Annotated in this window: 11 protein-coding genes; 10 read left to right on the top strand and 1 reads right to left on the bottom strand. The window is 71.7% G+C overall.

All coding sequences use genetic code 11. The features are described 5' to 3' along the window. The first annotated feature begins 208 nt into the window (after positions 1-208). The 9 genes from ACFW6B_RS00270 (at position 209) to ACFW6B_RS00230 (ending at position 15,929) form a co-directional block, all read left to right on the top strand. Positions 209-4,282 carry a ribonuclease E/G gene (locus ACFW6B_RS00270; protein WP_386591009.1) on the top strand — a complete coding sequence of 1,358 codons (4,074 nt, stop codon included), beginning with the start codon at positions 209-211 and terminating at the stop codon, positions 4,280-4,282. 266 nt (positions 4,283-4,548) lie between these two features. Continuing rightward, positions 4,549-4,869, top strand: coding sequence for a 50S ribosomal protein L21 (gene rplU, locus ACFW6B_RS00265; protein ID WP_103551359.1), 321 nt, complete (start codon positions 4,549-4,551; stop codon positions 4,867-4,869). A gap of 16 nt (positions 4,870-4,885) precedes the next feature. Continuing rightward, the gene (gene rpmA / locus ACFW6B_RS00260; protein ID WP_030362615.1) at positions 4,886-5,140 is read left to right on the top strand and encodes a 50S ribosomal protein L27; all 255 of its coding nucleotides are present in this window, start codon (positions 4,886-4,888) and stop codon (positions 5,138-5,140) included. A 217-nt stretch (positions 5,141-5,357) separates the two neighbouring features. After that, the gene (gene obgE / locus ACFW6B_RS00255) at positions 5,358-6,794 is read left to right on the top strand and encodes a GTPase ObgE (protein ID WP_386591008.1); all 1,437 of its coding nucleotides are present in this window, start codon (positions 5,358-5,360) and stop codon (positions 6,792-6,794) included. Positions 6,795-7,069: 275 nt separating this feature from the next. Further along, positions 7,070-8,581, top strand: a complete 1,512-nt coding sequence (locus ACFW6B_RS00250; RefSeq protein ID WP_386591007.1) for a VCBS repeat-containing protein — start codon at positions 7,070-7,072, stop codon at positions 8,579-8,581. Between the two features lie 281 nt (positions 8,582-8,862). Beyond that, a complete protein-coding gene (locus tag ACFW6B_RS00245; protein ID WP_386591006.1) occupies positions 8,863-10,413 on the top strand; it encodes an alkaline phosphatase D family protein in 1,551 nt (516 codons plus the stop codon). A 367-nt stretch (positions 10,414-10,780) separates the two neighbouring features. After that, positions 10,781-12,280, top strand: a complete 1,500-nt coding sequence (locus ACFW6B_RS00240) for a D-ribitol-5-phosphate cytidylyltransferase (RefSeq protein WP_386591005.1) — start codon at positions 10,781-10,783, stop codon at positions 12,278-12,280. A gap of 170 nt (positions 12,281-12,450) precedes the next feature. Next, positions 12,451-14,556 (top strand): hypothetical protein, encoded by a 2,106-nt coding sequence (locus ACFW6B_RS00235; protein WP_386591004.1) that lies wholly within the window; start codon positions 12,451-12,453, stop codon positions 14,554-14,556. 236 nt (positions 14,557-14,792) lie between these two features. Next, the gene (locus ACFW6B_RS00230; RefSeq protein WP_386591367.1) at positions 14,793-15,929 is read left to right on the top strand and encodes a glycosyltransferase family 2 protein; all 1,137 of its coding nucleotides are present in this window, start codon (positions 14,793-14,795) and stop codon (positions 15,927-15,929) included. Positions 15,930-16,020: 91 nt separating this feature from the next. Here ACFW6B_RS00230 and ACFW6B_RS00225 read toward each other — a convergent pair whose 3' ends face one another. Further along, complete coding sequence (locus ACFW6B_RS00225) at positions 16,021-17,421, bottom strand: polysaccharide pyruvyl transferase family protein (protein ID WP_386591003.1); 1,401 nt, start codon at positions 17,419-17,421, stop codon at positions 16,021-16,023. Between the two features lie 256 nt (positions 17,422-17,677). Between ACFW6B_RS00225 and proB the strand changes: the two genes are divergently transcribed. Then, positions 17,678-18,784, top strand: coding sequence for a glutamate 5-kinase (gene proB, locus ACFW6B_RS00220; RefSeq protein WP_386591366.1), 1,107 nt, complete (start codon positions 17,678-17,680; stop codon positions 18,782-18,784). The last annotated feature ends 279 nt before the right edge of the window (positions 18,785-19,063 follow it).

The following is a 19,063-nucleotide window of genomic DNA, read 5'->3' as shown; positions in this document are numbered from 1 at the left end:
CACCTGGGTCGGGCAGCGCACCGACCTTAAGACTTTCGCCAGGCCGTACGCACACATGGCGTACGGAACCGGCGAGACAGGACACAGAGAGCTCCCGTGCGGCGCCCGCGCCCCGGACGGCGGCACCGCGCACAGCGCGAGCCGCGGACGTCACCGGCACCGCCGGACCAGGCGCGGCGCCCGGGAGCCTGACGGGAGATCCACCCGCATGCTCGAGCCGACCGAACCCACCGAGGGTTCCGAAAACAACAACACCCCCAGCGACACCCTGCCGCCGCGGCGCCGCCGCCGCGCCGCGTCGCGTCCCGCCGGTCCGCCGGCCGCCGCCTCCGAGGCCGTGGCCGAGACCACCGCGCCGGCCATACCGGCCGTGGCGTCCGCCGACCTCGTGGCCGAGGAAGCCGCCGAGGAGGCGGTGACCTCCGCGAACGCCGAGGCCGAGGAGACGGACGAGACCGAGGAGGCCCCGGCCGAGGCCGCCGCCGTCCCCGAGACCGACGACGCCGCACCGCGCCGTACGCGCCGCCGTGCCACCCGCCGGGCCTCCGCGCCCGCCGGTGCGCCCGCGACGGCCGACACCGCGACGGCCGACACCGTGACGGCCGGGGCCGACGAGACCGTCGAGCCCGCCGCCGTCGCCGAGCCCGAGAGCCGACCCGCCGCGGCCGCCCCGGCCACGGCCGAGGAGACCGCGCCCGTCGGCCGCACGCGCCGTCGTGCCACCCGCCGGGCCTCCGCCCCCGCCGGCGCACCCGCCGCGGCCGAGGCCGTCGAGGCCGTGACGGCCGCCGCCGAGCCGGCCGCCGCCCCCGCCGCCGCGGAGGCCGAGCCCGAGGCGCCCGCCGCCGAGCCGGCCGTCGAGGACGCCGCACCGCGCCGCACGACCCGCCGTCGTGCCACCCGCCGGGCCACCGCCCCCGCCAGCGCGCCCGAGGGCGACACCGCCGAGGAGCGGGTGGAGACGCCCGTGAGCGGCGAGAGCGAGCCCGAGGAGGTGGCGCTCCCGGAGGCCGCCGAGGCCGAGGCCGCGCAGCCCGGTGCCGCGCGTACGGAAGCCGCGCAGACCGAGGAGGGCGGCCCGCGCCGCGCCCGCCGCCGCGCCACCCGCAAGGCCGCCGTCGGTTTCTCCGCGCCCGGGCAGAAGGAGACCGAGGAGTCCTCGCGGCGCCCGGCCCGTCCCGCCGTCGCCGTGTTCCAGGCGCCGGTGTTCACCGAGCCGATGTTCCAGACGCCCGAGCGGGCCGCCGCCGCGGCCGCCGCCGAGGCGGCCGAGGCCGCCGAGGCCCCCGAGGCGGCCGAGACCGTCCAGGAGCCAGCCGTCGGCCGCAGGCGCCGTCGCCGCCGGGGGTTCGAGGACGAGCCGCAGGCCGTGACCGAGGAGCCGCAGGAGCCCGTCGAGGACACCGAGTCCGCCGAGGACCTGGAATCCGCCGAGGACGCGGAGGACGTCGTCGAGGGTGACGAGGGCGAGGAGGAGTCCGCGGGCTCCCGCCGCCGCCGCCGTCGCGGCGGCCGCCGCCGTCGTCGCGGCGAGTCCGCCGAGTCGGACGTGGACGGCGAGGCCGGCGAGGACGACTTCGCCGCCGAGCAGGCCGCGCAGGACGCCGAGGACACCGCCGAGCAGGCCGAGGAGGACGCCGAGGAGGCGGAGGAGCGCGAGGAGGCGGGCGGCTCCAGCAGCAGCCGCCGTCGCCGTCGCCGCCGTCGCCGCGCCGGTGACTCCGGCGGCGACGCCGAGCAGCCCGGCGAGAACGACCCCGAGCGCACCGTCGTCAAGGTCCGCGAGCCGCGCGGCAGGCGCGAGGAGCAGCCCTCGGACGAGGTGCAGTCCATCAAGGGCTCGACGCGCCTGGAGGCGAAGAAGCAGCGCCGCCGCGAGGGCCGCGAGCAGGGCCGCCGCCGCGTCCCGATCATCACCGAGGCCGAGTTCCTGGCCCGCCGCGAGGCCGTCGAGCGGGTGATGGTCGTCCGCCAGAGCGGCGAGCGCACCCAGATCGGCGTCCTCGAGGACAACGTGCTCGTCGAGCACTACGTCAACAAGGAGCAGGCGACCTCGTACGTCGGCAACGTCTACCTGGGCAAGGTCCAGAACGTGCTGCCGTCGATGGAGGCCGCCTTCATCGACATCGGCAAGGGCCGCAACGCGGTGCTCTACGCCGGTGAGGTCAACTTCGAGGCGCTCGGCATGGCCAACGGGCCGCGCCGCATCGAGTCCGCCCTCAAGTCGGGCCAGTCGGTCCTGGTGCAGGTCACCAAGGACCCGATCGGCCACAAGGGCGCCCGTCTGACCAGCCAGGTCTCCCTCCCGGGCCGCTACCTCGTGTACGTGCCCGAGGGCTCGATGACCGGCATCAGCCGCAAGCTGCCCGACACCGAGCGCGCGCGCCTGAAGACCATCCTCAAGAAGATCGTCCCCGAGGACGCGGGCGTCATCGTGCGCACCGCCGCCGAGGGCGCGAGCGAGGACGAGCTGCGCCGTGACGTCGAACGTCTGCAGGCGCAGTGGGAGGACATCCAGAAGAAGGCGAAGAGCGGCAACGCCCCGACCCTGCTGTACGGCGAGCCGGACATGACCGTCCGTGTCGTCCGCGACATCTTCAACGAGGACTTCTCCAAGGTCATCGTCAGCGGTGACGAGGCGTGGGGGACCATCCACGGCTACGTCTCCCACGTGGCGCCCGACCTGGCCGACCGGCTGTCGAAGTGGACCTCCGAGGTCGACGTCTTCGCCACCTACCGGATCGACGAGCAGCTGATGAAGGCGCTGGACCGCAAGGTCTGGCTGCCCAGCGGCGGCTCGCTGGTGATCGACAAGACCGAGGCCATGATCGTGGTCGACGTCAACACCGGGAAGTTCACCGGCCAGGGCGGCAACCTGGAGGAGACCGTCACCAGGAACAACCTGGAGGCGGCCGAGGAGATCGTGCGCCAGCTGCGGCTGCGCGACCTGGGCGGCATCGTCGTCATCGACTTCATCGACATGGTCCTGGAGTCCAACCGCGACCTGGTGCTGCGGCGCCTGCTCGAATGCCTGGGCCGTGACCGTACGAAGCACCAGGTGGCCGAGGTGACCTCGCTGGGCCTGGTGCAGATGACCCGCAAGCGGGTCGGCCAGGGTCTGCTGGAGTCCTTCTCCGAGACCTGTGTCCACTGCAACGGCCGTGGCGTCATCGTGCACATGGAGCAGCCGACCTCCATCGGCGGCGGCGGCAAGCGCAAGAAGCGCGGCCGCGGCGGTGCCGAGCAGGTCCACGACCACGAGCACGAGCTCGCCCAGGAACCGGCCGAGGAGACCGAGGCCGAGACCGAGGCGGAGGTGGCCGCCGAGGTCGCCGCGCCCGTCGCCCTGGTCGAGACCGAGTTCCAGCCGGACGAGGAGCTGTACGGCAGCGCCGCCGAGGCGGAGGCCGCGGCCACCCGTGGCCGTTCGCGGCGCCGCGCCTCGCGGCGCGCGTCCGCTCCGGCGGGTGCGCCGAGGTCCGAGGAGCGTGCTCCCCGGACCCGGCGCGAGGAGCGCGCCGAGCGGGCCGCCGCGCGGTCCCGTGAGGCCGCCGAGGCCGAGCCGTTCGCGGTCGAGGACCCGGTCGTCGAGGCTCCGGTCGCCGAGCAGCCGGTCGTCGAGGCTCAGGTCACCGAGGCTCCGGCCGAGGTCGTCGAGGCTCCCGTGGCCGCCGTGGCGGAGACCGAGGCCGCTCCCCAGGGCCGTACGCGCCGTCGTGCGACCCGCAAGGTGTCGGCCCCGGCCGGTTCGCCCCGGTCGGCCGAGGAGGCCGTGGTGACGGTCACGGAGCCGGTCGCGGCACCCGTCGCCGAAGCCCCCGAGCAGGCCGACGCCGAGGCGGAGAAGGCGCCCGAGCCGGTGGCCGAGGCCCCCGCCGAGAGCGCCGCGCCGGCCCGTCCGCGCCGCCGTGCCGTGCGCAAGGCCACCGCGCCCACCGCTTCCGCGGAGGCGGCCGTCGTGGTCGTCCCGTCGGCGGCCGCGGAGCCTGCGGCCGTGGAGTCCGCGTCTGTGGAGTCCGCGGAGCCGGTCGCCGAGCCGGAGGCCGTCGAGGCCGACGCCGAGGCCCCGGCCGCCAAGAAGGCGGCCCGCAAGACGGCCAAGAAGGTGACGGCGAAGAAGGCCGCCACCAAGAAGACCGTCGCCGCGAAGAAGACGGCCGCGAAGAAGACCACGGCCAAGAAGGCGACCGCGAAGAAGGCGGCCGCCAAGTCCACGGCGAAGAAGACCGCGGCGGCGGAGCAGACGCTCTCCACCGTCACCGCGTCCACCGACGAGGGCTGAGGCTCCGCACGGTGTCCCCGGCCCGCTCGACGAGCGGGCCGGGGACACCGCGTGACCGGTGGCGCACCCGCGGGGCCCGGCCTGGTTTGACCCTTTCGGCCGTGGCCCCGTAACCTTGACCGTCGGCGTGTCCCCTGACGCGCCGCATCCCCGTAAACCTCTTCCTCCCGGTGGCACGAGCCTGGTGCTCGGCGTTCCGGGAGAGGCCGCTCGCGCGAGCCGGCGGCTGGACTGCGGGGTCCGTTCCGAGCGAAAGAGAGATCCGCGTGTACGCCATCGTGCGCAGCGGTGGTCGCCAGCACAAGGTTGCTGTCGGCGACATCGTTGAGGTTGACAAGATTTCCACCGCCAAGGTTGGCGACACGGTCGAGCTCTCGACCCTGCTCGTTGTCGACGGCGAAGCCGTGACGAGCGACCCCTGGGTCCTTGCCGGCATCAAGGTCCAGGCCGAGGTCGTGGACCACCACAAGGGCGCGAAGATCGACATCCTTCGCTACAAGAACAAGACCGGCTACCGCCGTCGTCAGGGCCACCGCCAGCAGTACACGGCGATCAAGGTCACTGAGATCCCCGCGGCTGCGAAGTAAGGGTAGGGACTGAGACATGGCACACAAGAAGGGCGCATCGTCCACTCGGAACGGTCGCGACTCCAACGCTCAGCGGCTCGGTGTGAAGCGCTTCGGCGGTCAGACCGTCAACGCCGGTGAGATCCTGGTCCGCCAGCGCGGCACGCACTTCCACCCCGGCACCGGTGTCGGCCGTGGCAAGGACGACACGCTGTTCGCGCTGGACGCCGGTGCGGTCGAGTTCGGCACGCACCGTGGCCGCAAGGTCGTGAACATCGTTCCGGTCGCCTGATCGAGTCCCGTCGAGGCCGACCGGTCCCGCGCGGACCGGTCGCAGACCTCGGGGCCCAGGCTCCGTAGAACAGAAGTTCTCCGCGAGGCGGACCTCACTTCCCCCACGGGAAGCGGGTCCGCCTTTCGCGTGTTACGCAAGAGACATTCGGTACGTACTGATGCGGGCCGAAGAACCGAAGTAACCGAAGTAAACCGAAGTGCTGGAGGCACCCCACATGACCACCTTCGTGGACCGCGTCGAGCTGCACGTCGCCGCGGGTAGCGGAGGCCACGGCTGTGCCTCCGTGCACCGGGAGAAGTTCAAGCCGCTCGGCGGCCCGGACGGCGGCAACGGCGGCCACGGCGGTGACGTGATCCTGGTCGTCGACCAGTCCGTCACCACGCTGCTCGACTACCACCACTCGCCGCACCGCAAGGCCACCAGCGGCAAGCCCGGCGAGGGCGGCAACCGTTCCGGCAAGGACGGCCAGGACCTGGTCCTGCCGGTGCCGGACGGCACGGTCGTGCTCGACAAGGCGGGCAACGTCCTCGCGGACCTCGTCGGACAGGGCACCTCCTACGTCGCCGCCGAGGGCGGCCGCGGCGGGCTCGGCAACGCGGCGCTGGCCTCGGCCCGCCGCAAGGCGCCCGGCTTCGCGCTGCTCGGTGTGCCCGGCGGCCTCCAGGACATCGTCCTGGAGCTGAAGACCGTCGCCGACGTGGCCCTCGTCGGCTACCCGAGCGCCGGCAAGTCCTCGCTCATCTCGGTCCTGTCCGCCGCCAAGCCGAAGATCGCGGACTACCCCTTCACGACCCTCGTCCCGAACCTGGGTGTGGTGACCGCGGGCGAGACCGTCTACACCATCGCCGACGTGCCCGGTCTCATCCCCGGCGCCAGCCAGGGCAAGGGCCTCGGCCTGGAGTTCCTGCGCCACGTGGAGCGGTGCAGCGTGCTCGTCCACGTCCTGGACACCGCCACCCTCGAGTCCGAGCGCGACCCGGTCTCCGACCTCGACATCATCGAGGAGGAGCTGAAGCAGTACGGCGGTCTGGACAACCGTCCGCGCATGGTCGTCCTCAACAAGATCGACGTGCCGGACGGCAAGGACCTGGCGGAGATGGTCCGCCCCGACCTGGAGTCGCGCGGCTACCGCGTCTTCGAGGTGTCCGCGGTCGCCCACACGGGCCTCAAGGAGCTGTCCTTCGCGCTCGCCGACCTGGTCGCGAAGTCGCGGGCCGCGAAGCCCAAGGAGGAGGCGACCCGGATCGTCATCCGTCCGAAGGCGGTCGACGACGCCGGCTTCACCGTCACGCCGGAGGAGGACGGCCTCTTCCGCGTGCGCGGCGAGAAGCCCGAACGCTGGGTGCGCCAGACCGACTTCAACAACGACGAGGCCGTCGGTTACCTCGCCGACCGCCTCAACCGCCTCGGCGTCGAGGCCGAGCTGATGAAGGCGGGCGCCCGCGCCGGCGACGGCGTCGCGATCGGCCCCGAGGAGAACGCGGTCGTCTTCGACTGGGAGCCCACCGTCATGGCCGGTGCGGAGATGCTGGGCCGCCGTGGTGAGGACCACCGCTTCGACGCTCCGCGCCCCGCCACCCAGCGCCGCCGGGACCGCCAGGCCGAGCGGGACGAGTCGGAGAAGGCGTACGACGACTTCAATCCGTTCTAGGACCTGTCCGGTCCGGGGTCTGTCTGGTCAGGGGCCTGCCCGTTCTGGGACCCGTCCGGTGGATCGCGCCGCGGATGCGGGGGCCGCTCCGGCGGGCCCTCGGACCAGGCCCCGGCCCCGGTCCCGGGCCGGGTGAACGCGGGGGAAACCCGGGGCATGGACAGGACAACCAAACGGCCGGGCCGAGGGTCGTAACGGGCGTGGAGAGGATCTTCCTCTCCACGCCCGTCGTGCGTTCCGCTCCGGAAGCGGACCCTCCCCAGGTCAGGAACCCCATGTCCCGTCGCCGTTCCTTCCTCGCCCGCCGCAGGCCCTTCGTCATCGGTGCCGGTGTCGCCCTGGCCGCGGGCGCGCTGGCCGTGCCCGCCGTCAACGCCGTGCCCGCGCCGACGACCGCCTCCACGCCGAGCGCCGAGCGGCTGCACGACGACTTCAACGGTGACGGCTATTCCGACCTGGCGATCGGGGCGCCGGGCACCACCGTGGACGGTCTGAAGGGCGCCGGAGCCGTCAGCGTGGTGTACGGCGCCTCCGGCGGACTGTCCACCGCGCGCAAGCAGGTGCTGACCTGGCCGGGGCACGGCACGGGCGACACACCGGAGTACGGCTACGGCTCCGGGCTGCGCAGTGCCGACCTCGACGGCGACGGATACGCTGATCTGCTCTCGTCCGTGAGGATGTGGATGATGGACGTCGATGACGGTTACGCCGTGGTCGTCAACTGGGGCGGCCCCAAGGGGCTCTCGGCGGTTCCCACACGGCTCACCTGGAGCCCGGGCTATGAGTGGCAAGGGCAGTTCGCCGTCGGCGACGTCGACGGAGACAAGCACCTCGACCTGGTGACGAACGGTGCGGACGCCTGGATCAAGGGGGAGGCGAACGAGGGAGGCAGCACGGTACGGCGCGGTCCGTTCACCCGTGACGGCCTGAACGCCGGGAAGGACTACTTCCATGTGGTCCCGCAGAAGACCCTGTCCAACCCCGTGATGGCGGCGGGCGACGTGACCGGGGACGGGGTGGACGACCTCGTGGTGAGCGCCGGGGACACCGGCTCGCGTACGACGTCGCTGCTGGTCGGCGGCAAGGACGGCTTTGCGGACAAGGGCCTGCTGCGTGACGCCCAGGGGCGGGCCGTCGGGGGCGAGGACATCGTGATCGGCGACCTGGACAAGGACGGGTACGGCGACATCGTCGTCGGCCGCTCGGCGCCGGGCGGCGCGGGCGACGCCGGAGCGCTGACCAAGGGCGGCGGCCTGAGCGTCGTCTACGGCGGCCCCGGGGGCGTCTCGGCCACCCGCAAGCCGGTGTGGATCAGCCAGGACACCCCGGGCGTGCCCGGCACCGACGAGAAGGGCGACGGCATGGGCTCCGGCCTGTCCGTCGGCGACACGAACGGTGACGGCTACCTCGACGTGGCGACCGGACTGCCCGGCGAGGACCTCGGCACCACCGTCGACGCGGGCGGAGTGCTCGTCCTCAGGGGCAGTGCCTCGGGCCTGACCGGCACCGGCGCCAAGTCGTTCACCCAGAGCACCTCCGGCGTGCCCGGTACGGCGGAGAAGCTGGACCGCTTCGGCGCCGAGACGGCCCTGGTGGACGGCAACGGTGACAAGAAGGACGGCCTGGTCGTCGGCGACCCGGGCGAGAACGCGGGCACCGGAGCCGTGTGGACCTTCTCCGCCGGCTCCGGCGGCATCACGGCGAGCGGTTCGGCCTCCTTCGGCGGGGCCACGCTGGGCCTCCCCGGCGCGACCGGCTCCGGCTTCGGTCATTCCCTCGGTGACTGACACGGTCCCGGTCGTTCCCCCGGCGGCCGAGGCGGTCCCGGCCGCCGGCTGACGCCTGCCGAGAGGACGTCAGGCCCGCCGCGACAGAGGGCGGTTCCCGTGAAGGTGTGTCCCGGGGTGTCCGGAGACCTCTGGAGGAACATCGAAATCCCCTGTCACGGCGGGTCGTTCGTTGCTCGCGCATTCGTCATGCCTACGATGCGCCTTGTTCAACAGGTGGGCCGCTGTGCCGTGTGGGCTTCCCGGTGTCCAAGAGGCAACCGACGCAAGGGAGTTCGCCCATGTCCGGAGCCGTCTCACACGATCGTCGCCGCTTCCTCACCGCCTCGGCCACCGTCCTCGGCGCCGCCGCCTCCGCCCAGCTCTGGCTGCCGGGCACCGCCCGTGCGGCCGAAACCCCCCTGCCCGAGGGTGTGTTCAGCCTCGGTGTGGCCTCCGGCGACCCGCTGCCCGACGCGGTCGTGCTGTGGACCCGGCTCGCCCCCGACCCGCTGAACGGCGGCGGCATGCCCGACCGCACCGTGCCGGTCGAGTGGGAGATCGCGGAGGAGGCCCGCTTCCGCAAGCCGGTGCGCCGCGGCACCGCGTACGCGCGTCCCGAGTACGGCCACAGCGTCCACGTCGACGTCCGCGGGCTGCGCGCCGACCGCGCGTACTGGTACCGCTTCCGCGCGGACGGCCAGGTCTCCCCGACGGGCCGCACCCGTACCGCGCCGCACCCCTACCGTGCGGGCGGCTCACTGCGCGTCGCCCTCGCCTCCTGCCAGAACTGGCAGAACGGCTACTTCACGCCGTACGCCGACATGCTCGAACAGGACCCCGACGTCGTCCTGTTCGTCGGCGACTACATCTACGAGTCCCCGCCGTCGGCGACGGCCGTGCGCCGCCACGAGGGCACCGGGGAGCCGTACACCCTCGTCCAGTACCGCAACCGGTACGCCCAGTACCGCAGCGACCCGCACCTCGCGGCGATGCACGCGAACGCCCCCTGGGTGGTCACCTTCGACGACCACGAGGTCGACAACGACTTCGCCGGGGAGATCCCGCAGGACCCGGACAAGCAGACGCACGACGCGTTCACGGCCCGGCTGGCCGCCGCCTACCAGGCGTACTACGAGCACATGCCGGTCCGGGCCACCGCGATCCCCGACGGGCCGCACATACGGATGTACCGGCGGCTCGACTTCGGGCGCCTCGCCCGGCTGAACGTCCTCGACACCCGCCAGTTCCGCAGCGACCAGGCGACGAGCCAGGAAGGCGCGCAGGACCCCTCGCTCACCATGCTCGGCGCGGCGCAGAAGGAGTGGCTGCTGCGCGGGATGCACCGCTCGCCCGCCCGCTGGAACCTCGTCGCCTCGCAGATCATGATGGCCGAGACCGACCTCCAGGTCGGCGAGGGCAAACTCTGGTACTACGACGCCTGGGACGGCTACCAGGCCGAACGCAACGCCCTCATGGGGGAGTTCGCGGACATCCGCAACCCCGTCGTCCTCACCGGCGACCGGCACCTCACGATGATCAGCGACCTCAAGGCGGACTTCGCCGACCCGGAGTCCGAGGTCGTGGGCGCCGAGTTCGTCGGGACGTCGATCGCGAGCGGCGGCGACCAGGACCAGGTGGCCTTCCACAAGCAGTGGGACCCGCGGATGCCGGACAACCCGCACTGGAAGTTCATCGACGCCCACCGCGGCTACCACCTGTTCGACGTCCGGCGGGACGGCATCGACGCCCAGGTGCGCGTCGCGGAGACGGTGCTGAGGCCCGACGCCGCCTCCAGCGTGCTGGCCCGCCTGCGGGTCGACGACGGGAAACCGGGCGTACGGCTCGTGTGACGGCCCCCGCGACGGGGGTGGGCCCCGGGACTCGTCGGAGTCCCGGGGCCTTCCCGTGCCGCGCCCGCGGGCCGGGCGGGGGGAGAGAGACCGCGCCCGTGCCGGGCGATCCCGCCCGTGTGCTTGGCCGCCGGATGTGTGGGCACCTGAGAAGAGCACCTGAGAAGAGCCTGAGGAACCCGCGCCGGACGTGTGCAGTTACTCACATCAAATCCGGACGATTCGGTCAGGAGTCCCCGAAGTCGCCTGTGGGCAAGGTGAATGACCGGTTGCGCGCACATATGCAGTGGACGGCGCTCACCTTGCACGGCAGTAACCGTAGGTGGGACCATTCCCGGGTTCCCTGTCGCCCCAAGGTAGGTCACCTGTGTCTGAGCACATTGCCAAGCCCCGTACCACCGCAGTGATCCTGGCCGGCGGGACCGGCCAGCGCGTGGGTCTGTCGATTCCGAAGCAACTGCTGAAGATCGCCGGCAAGGCGGTCATCGAGCACACGCTGACCACCTTCGAGCAGGCCGACTCGATCGACGACATCATCGTGCTCATGGCGCCGGGCTACGTGCCGGACGTCGAGAAGATCGTCGCGAAGGCGGGCTTCACGAAGGTGACCCGTGTCATCGAGGGCGGCTCGACCCGGAACGAGACCACCGAGCGCGCCATCGCCGCCCTCGGCGAGGGTCTGGCCGAGGGGGAGGACGCCAACGTCCTGTTCCACGACGCCGTGCGCCCGCTGCTGTCCGAGCGCGTCATAGACGACTGCGTCACGGCCCTGGAGCGCTACCAGGCCGTCGACGTCGCCATCCCGTCCGCGGACACGATCATCGTGACCCGCACCCACGGCGAGGACGGCGAGTTCATCACCGAGATCCCGGACCGCGCCCGGCTGCGCCGCGGCCAGACGCCCCAGGCGTTCAAGCTGTCCACCATCCGCCGCGCCTACCAGGTCGCGGCCGGTGACCCCAACTTCCAGGCCACGGACGACTGCTCGGTCGTGCTCAAGTACCTGCCGGACGTGCCGATCCACGTCGTGGCGGGCGACGAGTACAACATGAAGGTCACCCAGCCCGTCGACGTCTTCATCGCCGACAAGCTCTTCCAGCTCGCCTCCACCACCGCGCCCGAGCAGGCCGACGAGGCCGCGTACCGCGAGCTGCTCACCGGCAAGACCGTCGTCGTCTTCGGCGGCTCGTACGGCATCGGCAAGGACATAGCCGAGCTCGCCGAGGGCTACGGCGCGAAGACGTACGCGCTCGGCCGCTCCACCACCGGCACGCACGTCGAGAACCCCGAGGAGGTCGACGACGCGCTCTCCGCGGCGTACGCGGAGACCGGGCGCATCGACTACGTCATCAACACGGCGGGCGTGCTGCGCATCGGCAAGCTGGCCGAGACGGACAACGCGACCATCGAGGAAGCGCTGAAGGTCAACTACCTGGCGCCGGTGCAGATCGCCCGCTCCTCGTACAAGTACCTGGCCGAGAGCAAGGGTCAGCTGCTGCTCTACACCTCCAGCAGCTACACCCGCGGACGCGCCGAGTACAGCCTCTACTCCTCCACCAAGGCCGCCATGGTGAACCTCACCCAGGCGCTGTCCGACGAGTGGGCGGGCGACGGCATCCGCGTCAACTGCATCAACCCCGAGCGCACCGCGACGCCCATGCGCACCAAGGCGTTCGGCCAGGAGCCCGCGGGCTCGCTCCTGTCCTCCGAGGCCGTCGCGCACACCTCGCTCGACGTCCTGCTCTCCGAGCTCACCGGTCACGTCATCGACGTCCGCCAGCAGGACCCGACGGCCGGCGCGGGCCGCGCGTCCGGCTTCGAGGCGGCCCTGGCCGCCGTCCTGGACCGCCAGGACGGCGTGGCATAATCAAAAACGAATAGTCATTCGGAATTCAGGCCTTTGTGTCCGCGCGTTCGCCGCGCATTCACAAGGGCCTGAGTCCGTAGAGTTCACTTTTCGCTTTCAGGTTCCCATTCGGTATCAAAAGAACATTTGGTACCAAAACCGGCACTCACCCCTCAAGAGCAGGTTTCTCCGTGATTTCCACCGCTATTCGCGTTGCCCGGGTGGGCAGCGCGGCCGAGCTGGCGGCGGCGGCCCTCATGATGCTGGGCTTCCCCGCTCTGATGCTCGCCGCGCTCCTGCCGAGCGTCGGCGCCTTCGCGGCCGCGGCCGCCGTGACGTACCTGGCGGACCACTATCTGCACAGGCGCGGCAGCTATCTGGTCAACCGCCTCAGCAAGGTGCGGGCCGGTCTGTCCATCAGGTTCCTGATCCGGCAGCTGCTGCTGGTCCTGCTCCTGGCACGGCTCGACCTGTCGAACAAGATGGTCTTCTACGCGGCCATCGCGTGCTTCCTGGCGTTCTACGGCTTCCAGGCGCCGCACGGCGCGCTGATCACGCTGATACGGATGCGCCGCAAGATGCCCGTCGCCACCCGCAACGTCGACCTGGGCTCGCGCGTGCGCATCCCGGACGCGCCGCCGCGCCGCCTGCTGGCCCGGTCCGTGGAGAAGATGCTCCACCTCGACCTGCTGGCCGTCGTCGGCCTCCTGGTCGCCGGTGCGACCGACGAGGGCGTCTACGGCTTCGCGGGTGTCGGCGCCTCGCTGCTGCTGGCCTTCGGCTACGTCGCGGTCCTCGTCCCGTTCGTGCGCGGCAAGCGGATCCCGCCGAACGCCGAGAAGGTCCTCGCGGCCGTCGACGACTGGCTGGGCGACTACCGTCCGGAGACGGTGCTCTACTTCTCGGGTTCCAAGGACTCCGCCTACCAGGTCAACATGTGGCTGGAGACGATGGAGCAGCTGGACACCCGGCCGCTGATCATCCTCCGCGAGCGCGCGATCCTGGATCGCATGGCGCCCACCACGGTGCCGGTCATCTGCGTGCCCGGAGGGGTGCACCTGATGAACATGGACCTGTCGACGGTGCGGGTCGCGCTCTACGCGGCGAACGTCGGCAAGAACATCCACATGCTGCGCGTGCCCACCATCCAGCACGTCTTCATCGGCCACGGCGACAGCGACAAGCTTGCCAGCGTCAACCCGTTCAGCAAGGTCTACGACGAGGTGTGGACCGCGGGCCGCGCGGGCCGCGACCGTTACGCGATAGCCGATGTCGGCGTCCGTGACGACGACATCGTCGAGGTCGGCCGCCCCCAGCTCGCCCCGATCCAGACCTGGCAGGGCGTGCCGGACGGCCGCATCCCGACGGTCCTGTACGCGCCGACGTGGGAGGGCTGGGACGGCAACCCCGGCAACACCTCGATCGTCCTCGCCGGCGAGAACATCGTGAAGAAGCTGGTCGCGGCCGACCCGCCGGTCCGCGTCCTGTACAAGCCGCACCCCTTCACGGGCACCGTCAGCCCCGCGGCCGGCGCCGCGCACAAGCGGATCACCGCCCTGGTCGAGAAGGCTGCCGCCGAGCGCGCCGCCGACCCCCGCTTCACCGTCGATGCGGCCGCCCAGGCGCACGCCAAGGCGGAGCTGACCCGCATCGAGGCCCGTATCGCCGTGCTGTCCGGCACCGGCGGCGAGAAGGGCGACGAGGCCGAGGCCACCCGCGACGGCATGGTCGACGCGGCCCGGCACGCCGAGGTCGCCCGGCTGCGCGCCGAGTGGAACGACACCTACTGGAGCTCCTTCGGGACCGCCGAGCACCGTGTCATCACGGGTGCGGAGCCGCGCCTGTACGACTGCTTCAACGTCTCCGACGCGATGGTCTCGGACATCTCGAGCGTCGTCTCCGACTTCATCGCGAGCGGCAAGCCGTACGCCGTCACGGACTCCGGTGAGCTCGGCGCCGAGGAGTTCAGGCGCCAGAACACCGCGGTGCGCGCCGCCGTGATCCTGACCAACTCGGCCGCCGAGCTGGGCGAGCTGCTCACGGCGGTGGCCGACCCGTCCGCGGACCCGCAGGCCGAGGGCCGCAAGGAGCTCAAGCGCTACCTCCTCGGCCCCGACGAGCCGGCCTCCATCGACCAGTTCAACGCCGCGGTGCGGGAACTGTCGCGCGAGGCCGAGCGGCGCAACCTCGGCCAGCAGAGCGTGACGCCGGCCGACGTCGTGGAGGTCGACCTCGCGGGCGCGGTCCCCGCCCAGCGGGTGACCGGCGAGACGGACGGAGCCGCCGTCACCGGCTGATCCGGTCCGCACGCGCACACGGGCATGGCCCCGGGGAGAGGTCCCCGGGGCCATGCCCATTTCTGTGACCTGGGTCACTAAATGGGCCGCTTCGGGCAACCCACCCGCACTTCCGATCGTCTTCCAGGTAGCGATTGAGGGGATAAGGGAGAAATGTTCTCGCAACATTTTCCCGGTAAGAGGGGGGAAGAGTGACGCAGCCTGACGTGACCGTCGTCATCGGGGCGTACGAAGCGATGCCGTACCTGGTGCAGTGCCTGGAGTCCGTGGAGAGACAGACACTGGGCCCGGAACGCATCGAGATCGTCGCCGTGGACGACGGGTCCACGGACGGCACGGGGGAGTACCTGGAGGAGTTCGCCGAACGCGCGGCCATGTCCGTGACGGTGATCCGGCAGGCCAACTCGGGCGGCCCCAGCGGCCCGCGCAACGTCGGCCTCGGCAAGGCCCGGGGGCGCTACGTCTTCTTCCTCGACGCCGACGACTACTTCGGCCCCGAAGCCCTGGAACGCATGGTCGCGATGGGCGACGAACAGGGCACGGACGTCGTGCTCGGCAAGATCGTCGGGGTCAACAGGGGGGCTCCGAAGTCGATGTGGGGCAAGAACCTGCCCCGTACCGACGTCTTCTCCTCGAACATCAAGTTCACGCTCAGCGCGCAGAAGCTCTTCCGCCGGGACTTACTCACCCGGCACGGGATGGTCTTCGACGAGTCGCTCAAGACCGGCGAGGACGCGCTGTTCACGATGGAGGCCTACCTCCGCGCCGACGGCGTCTCCGTGGTCGCCGACCACGACTGCTACCACCTGGTCGGCCGCGACGACGGCAAGCACGTGACCAAGAGCGGCAGTTACGTCCTGCGCTTCGACTCGGCCCGCGCCCTGATGAACCTCATCGCCGAGCACGTGCCCGCCGGGCCGCGCCGCGACAGCCTGATGGTCAGGCCGTTCCTGATCACCCTGCTCCCGCAGTTCGGCCCGGGCCTGCTGAAGCAGAGCGAGAAGGTGCGCAGCCACAAGCTCGAACTGGCCAAGCCGCTGATGGACGCCCACTGGCACGACGGCGTCGCCCGCCGCCTCAAGGTCCACGAGCGGCTGCGCCTGCACCTGGTGGCCCGCGGCCGGGGCGATCTCCTCCTGGACGTGGTGGAGTTCGTCAAGTCGAAGAAGGCCCCGGAGATAGTGCTGGAGTCGCGCGGCCGCAAGGCATACCTCGCCTACCCGCACTTCCGCGACGCCGCCGCGGGCGTCCCGGACGGCTGCTACGTCCCGACGACCCGCGAGACGGTCACCATCGAGGGCTTCAGGCCCCGTTCCGTACGCTTCCGGCGCCTGCGCCGAATGGCCCGGCGCGTGCTCGGCCCCCGGCGCTGACACCACGCCCCGAGGGCCCCCGGCGGCGTCCGTCAGGAAACCGCCGCCAGGAGGCCCCGGCCCCCGCCCCCGTGCCGTCCGCCAGGCCGCCCTACTGGCGGCCCGCCTGCAGCGCCTTGCGCAGGGGCCGGCCCACCGCACGCCGCGCCATCCGGTAGACCGAGCGTCCGGACGTTCCCGCCGGCCCCGGGGTGAGCTTCACGGCCTTGGGCTTCCGGGTCAGCTCCCGCTTCAGCTGGACGTTCTCCGTGGACAGTTCGGCGATACGGCTCTGGAGGAAGCCGAAACGCGTGGTGAGCGAGGCGATGTCGGCGTCGTTCCAGGGCCGGACGCCGGGCGGGAAGGCCAGGGAGCGGACGCGCTCCTCGTAGGCCGCGCCCCCGTCGCCGTGCGTGAAGGTGTTCTCCAGGCCGTTGCGGGTCAGGAACCCGGTGAAACGCTCGAAGCGCTCCCGGTGGCCGCGCGTCAGCGGACCGAAGTCGGCCTCCGCGTACAGCTCGGCCGGATCGAGGTCAGCGGCGAGCTTGGTGATCGGCCGGTGCGGGATCTCGAAGTAGCGGCACAGCTCCAGCGTGCGGGAGTCGCCGCACAGCACCGTCGCGGGCGTGCCGGCGAGCAGCGCCGCGATGTTCCCGTGGATGCGGGAGCCGAAGGAGAAGTCGAAGTCGCGCAGGTCGTCGATCCACGTGACCGGGTCGATGTAGACGCGGACCTTGTCCTCGCGGAACATCGGATGGTCCGGATGCGTGGGCATCTCGGTCACGGCGCCGTTCGGGTCCGACAGGTCGCGCCAGTGCAGCTGCCGCGCGTCGGAGAGGTTCTGGCCGATGAACCGCAGGTGCGGATAGCGCGCGTGGGCGTTGCGGACGACCGGACCGAGGCCCTGCGTCCGCATCGCGCTGTGCGAACCGTTGACCGAGATCCGGGACTCCGGCCCGAGCGCGTCGGCGCGCTTGCGCACGTCGAGCCGCTCGCCGTACATGAACATGGAGGGGCAGCCGATGACCTCCACGTCGTTGAAGCCCAGGTCCCGCAGGTACTTCTCGGTGAACTCGCCGCGCACCCCGATGGACGCGCTGCGCTCGAGCACCGCGGAGACGAACTCCCGCACCGCGGGCTCGATCGGCTTCAGCCGCGCCGGGTTGTAGTTCAGCCCGGTCTGCGCGCCGATGCCCGGGACGATCACCGGGATCCTCAATCTGCCGATGAGCCGCGTCAGCCGTCTGAGCTGCGGCTCGAACGAGGGCCGGAACGCGTTGGCCAGCGGGACGACGAACGCGTCGAACTCCTCGTTGATGCGGCCCGCGGCGGCCACGTCGGTGCGGATGCCGTTGGACACGACCTCGGTGCGCGGGGTCTCGAGGATCTTGTGCGCGGCGTCGCTGAAGATGAGGTTGCCCGAGTTGGTGGCGAAGACGTCCTGATGGAGGGCTTCCTCCACGGGGACGACGTCGTAGGGGCTCTTGCCCGATCTCAGGAGTATGCGCTTCACAGGGGGAACGTTAGGTGACACACCATTCAACTTAACTTTGCGGAGTCTTTAATTCCTATGAGGAACCCCTACAACCTTTCGCGTGTAACCGGTTCGTGACCGCGTGACTGCGCGCCGCCGTCCGTCTGCTGGACCGGCGGGCCGGAGGGCTCCCTCTTCGCGTAGATTGCGGGGCGGGGCACCCGGACCGACGTGAGGGGACACACCGCAGGTGGCATCGGCAAGGCAGACCGAGACGCACGCCGACAGGGACGCTGTGGCGCAGGCCCACAGGATCATCGTCAAGGTGGGCTCCTCGTCGCTCACCACCGCCTCCGGCGGCCTGGACGCGGACCGGGTCGACGCCCTCGTGGACGTCCTGGCCAAGGCGCGTGATGGCGGCGAGAAGGAGATCGTCCTCGTCTCCTCCGGCGCCATCGCCGCGGGCCTCGCGCCGCTCGGGCTGCGCCGCCGCCCCAAGGACCTCGCCCGCCAGCAGGCGGCCGCCAGCGTCGGCCAGGGCCTCCTGATGGCCCGTTACACCGCCTCCTTCGCCCGCTACGGCATCCGCGTCGGACAGGTGCTCCTCACCTCCGACGACACCAGCAGGCGCGCCCACCACCGCAACGCCTCGCGCACCCTGGACAAGCTCCTCGCGATGGGCGCCCTCCCGGTCGTCAACGAGAACGACACGGTGGCCACGGACGAGATCCGCTTCGGCGACAACGACCGCCTCGCCGCCCTCGTCGCCCATCTCGTACGGGCCGACCTGCTGATCCTGCTCTCGGACGTGGACGGGGTCTACGACGGGGACCCCGGCAAGCCCGGCACCTCGCGGATCGCGCAGGTGCGCGAACCCGGGGACCTCGCCGGGGTCGAGATCGGCAGCACGGGCAAGGCGGGCGTCGGCACCGGCGGCATGGTCACCAAGGTCGAGGCGGCCAGGATCGCCGCCGCGGCCGGCATCCCCGTGGTGCTGACCAGCGCGGTCCACGCCGCCGACGCCTTCGCGGGCCGGGACACCGGCACCTTCTTCCACGCCACCGGCAAGCGGTCGGCCGACCGGTTGCTGTGGCTCCAGCACGCCTCCACCCCGCAGGGCGCGCTCGTCCTGGACGACGGCGCCGTGCGCGCGGTCGTCGAGCGGCGCACCTCGCTGCTGCCCGCGGGCATCGCGGGCGTCGAGGGCGAGTTCACCGCGGGCGACCCGGTCGAACTGCGCGACGGCACGGGCCGGGCCGTCGCACGGGGACTGGTCAACTTCGACGCGAAGGAGATCCCCCAGCTCATCGGCCGCTCCACCCGGGAGCTGGCGCGCGAACTGGGCCCCGCCTACGAGCGCGAGGTCGTGCACCGCGACGACCTGGCCCTGCTGAATCCTTAGCCCGCCGGCCCCTTGGCCCGCCGGCCCCTTGGCCCGCCGGTTCCTTAGCCCGTCGGCCCCTTAGGCCGCCGGACCCGCAGCCCGGCGAGCGTGGCCCGCCGGGCCTCCGGGAGGCGCATCCAGCGGGGCGCGTCCGTGAGGCCCGCGTCCTGAGACCCGCGTCCCGGTCCGTGGATGTCACGGCGGCCCCATCCGTCCGGCGCCGCCACCGGTGCCCCAGGGGCACCGCCGACACGGCTGTCCACTGGCTGTCCACTACATCCGTAAACGGCCGAATCC

Source organism: Streptomyces sp. NPDC058751 (assembly GCF_042746485.1).
Classification (GTDB): Bacteria; Actinomycetota; Actinomycetes; order Streptomycetales; family Streptomycetaceae; genus Streptomyces.
The sequence above is the reverse complement of the archived record's forward strand: the minus strand, read 5'-3'. Positions and strand labels throughout refer to the sequence as shown.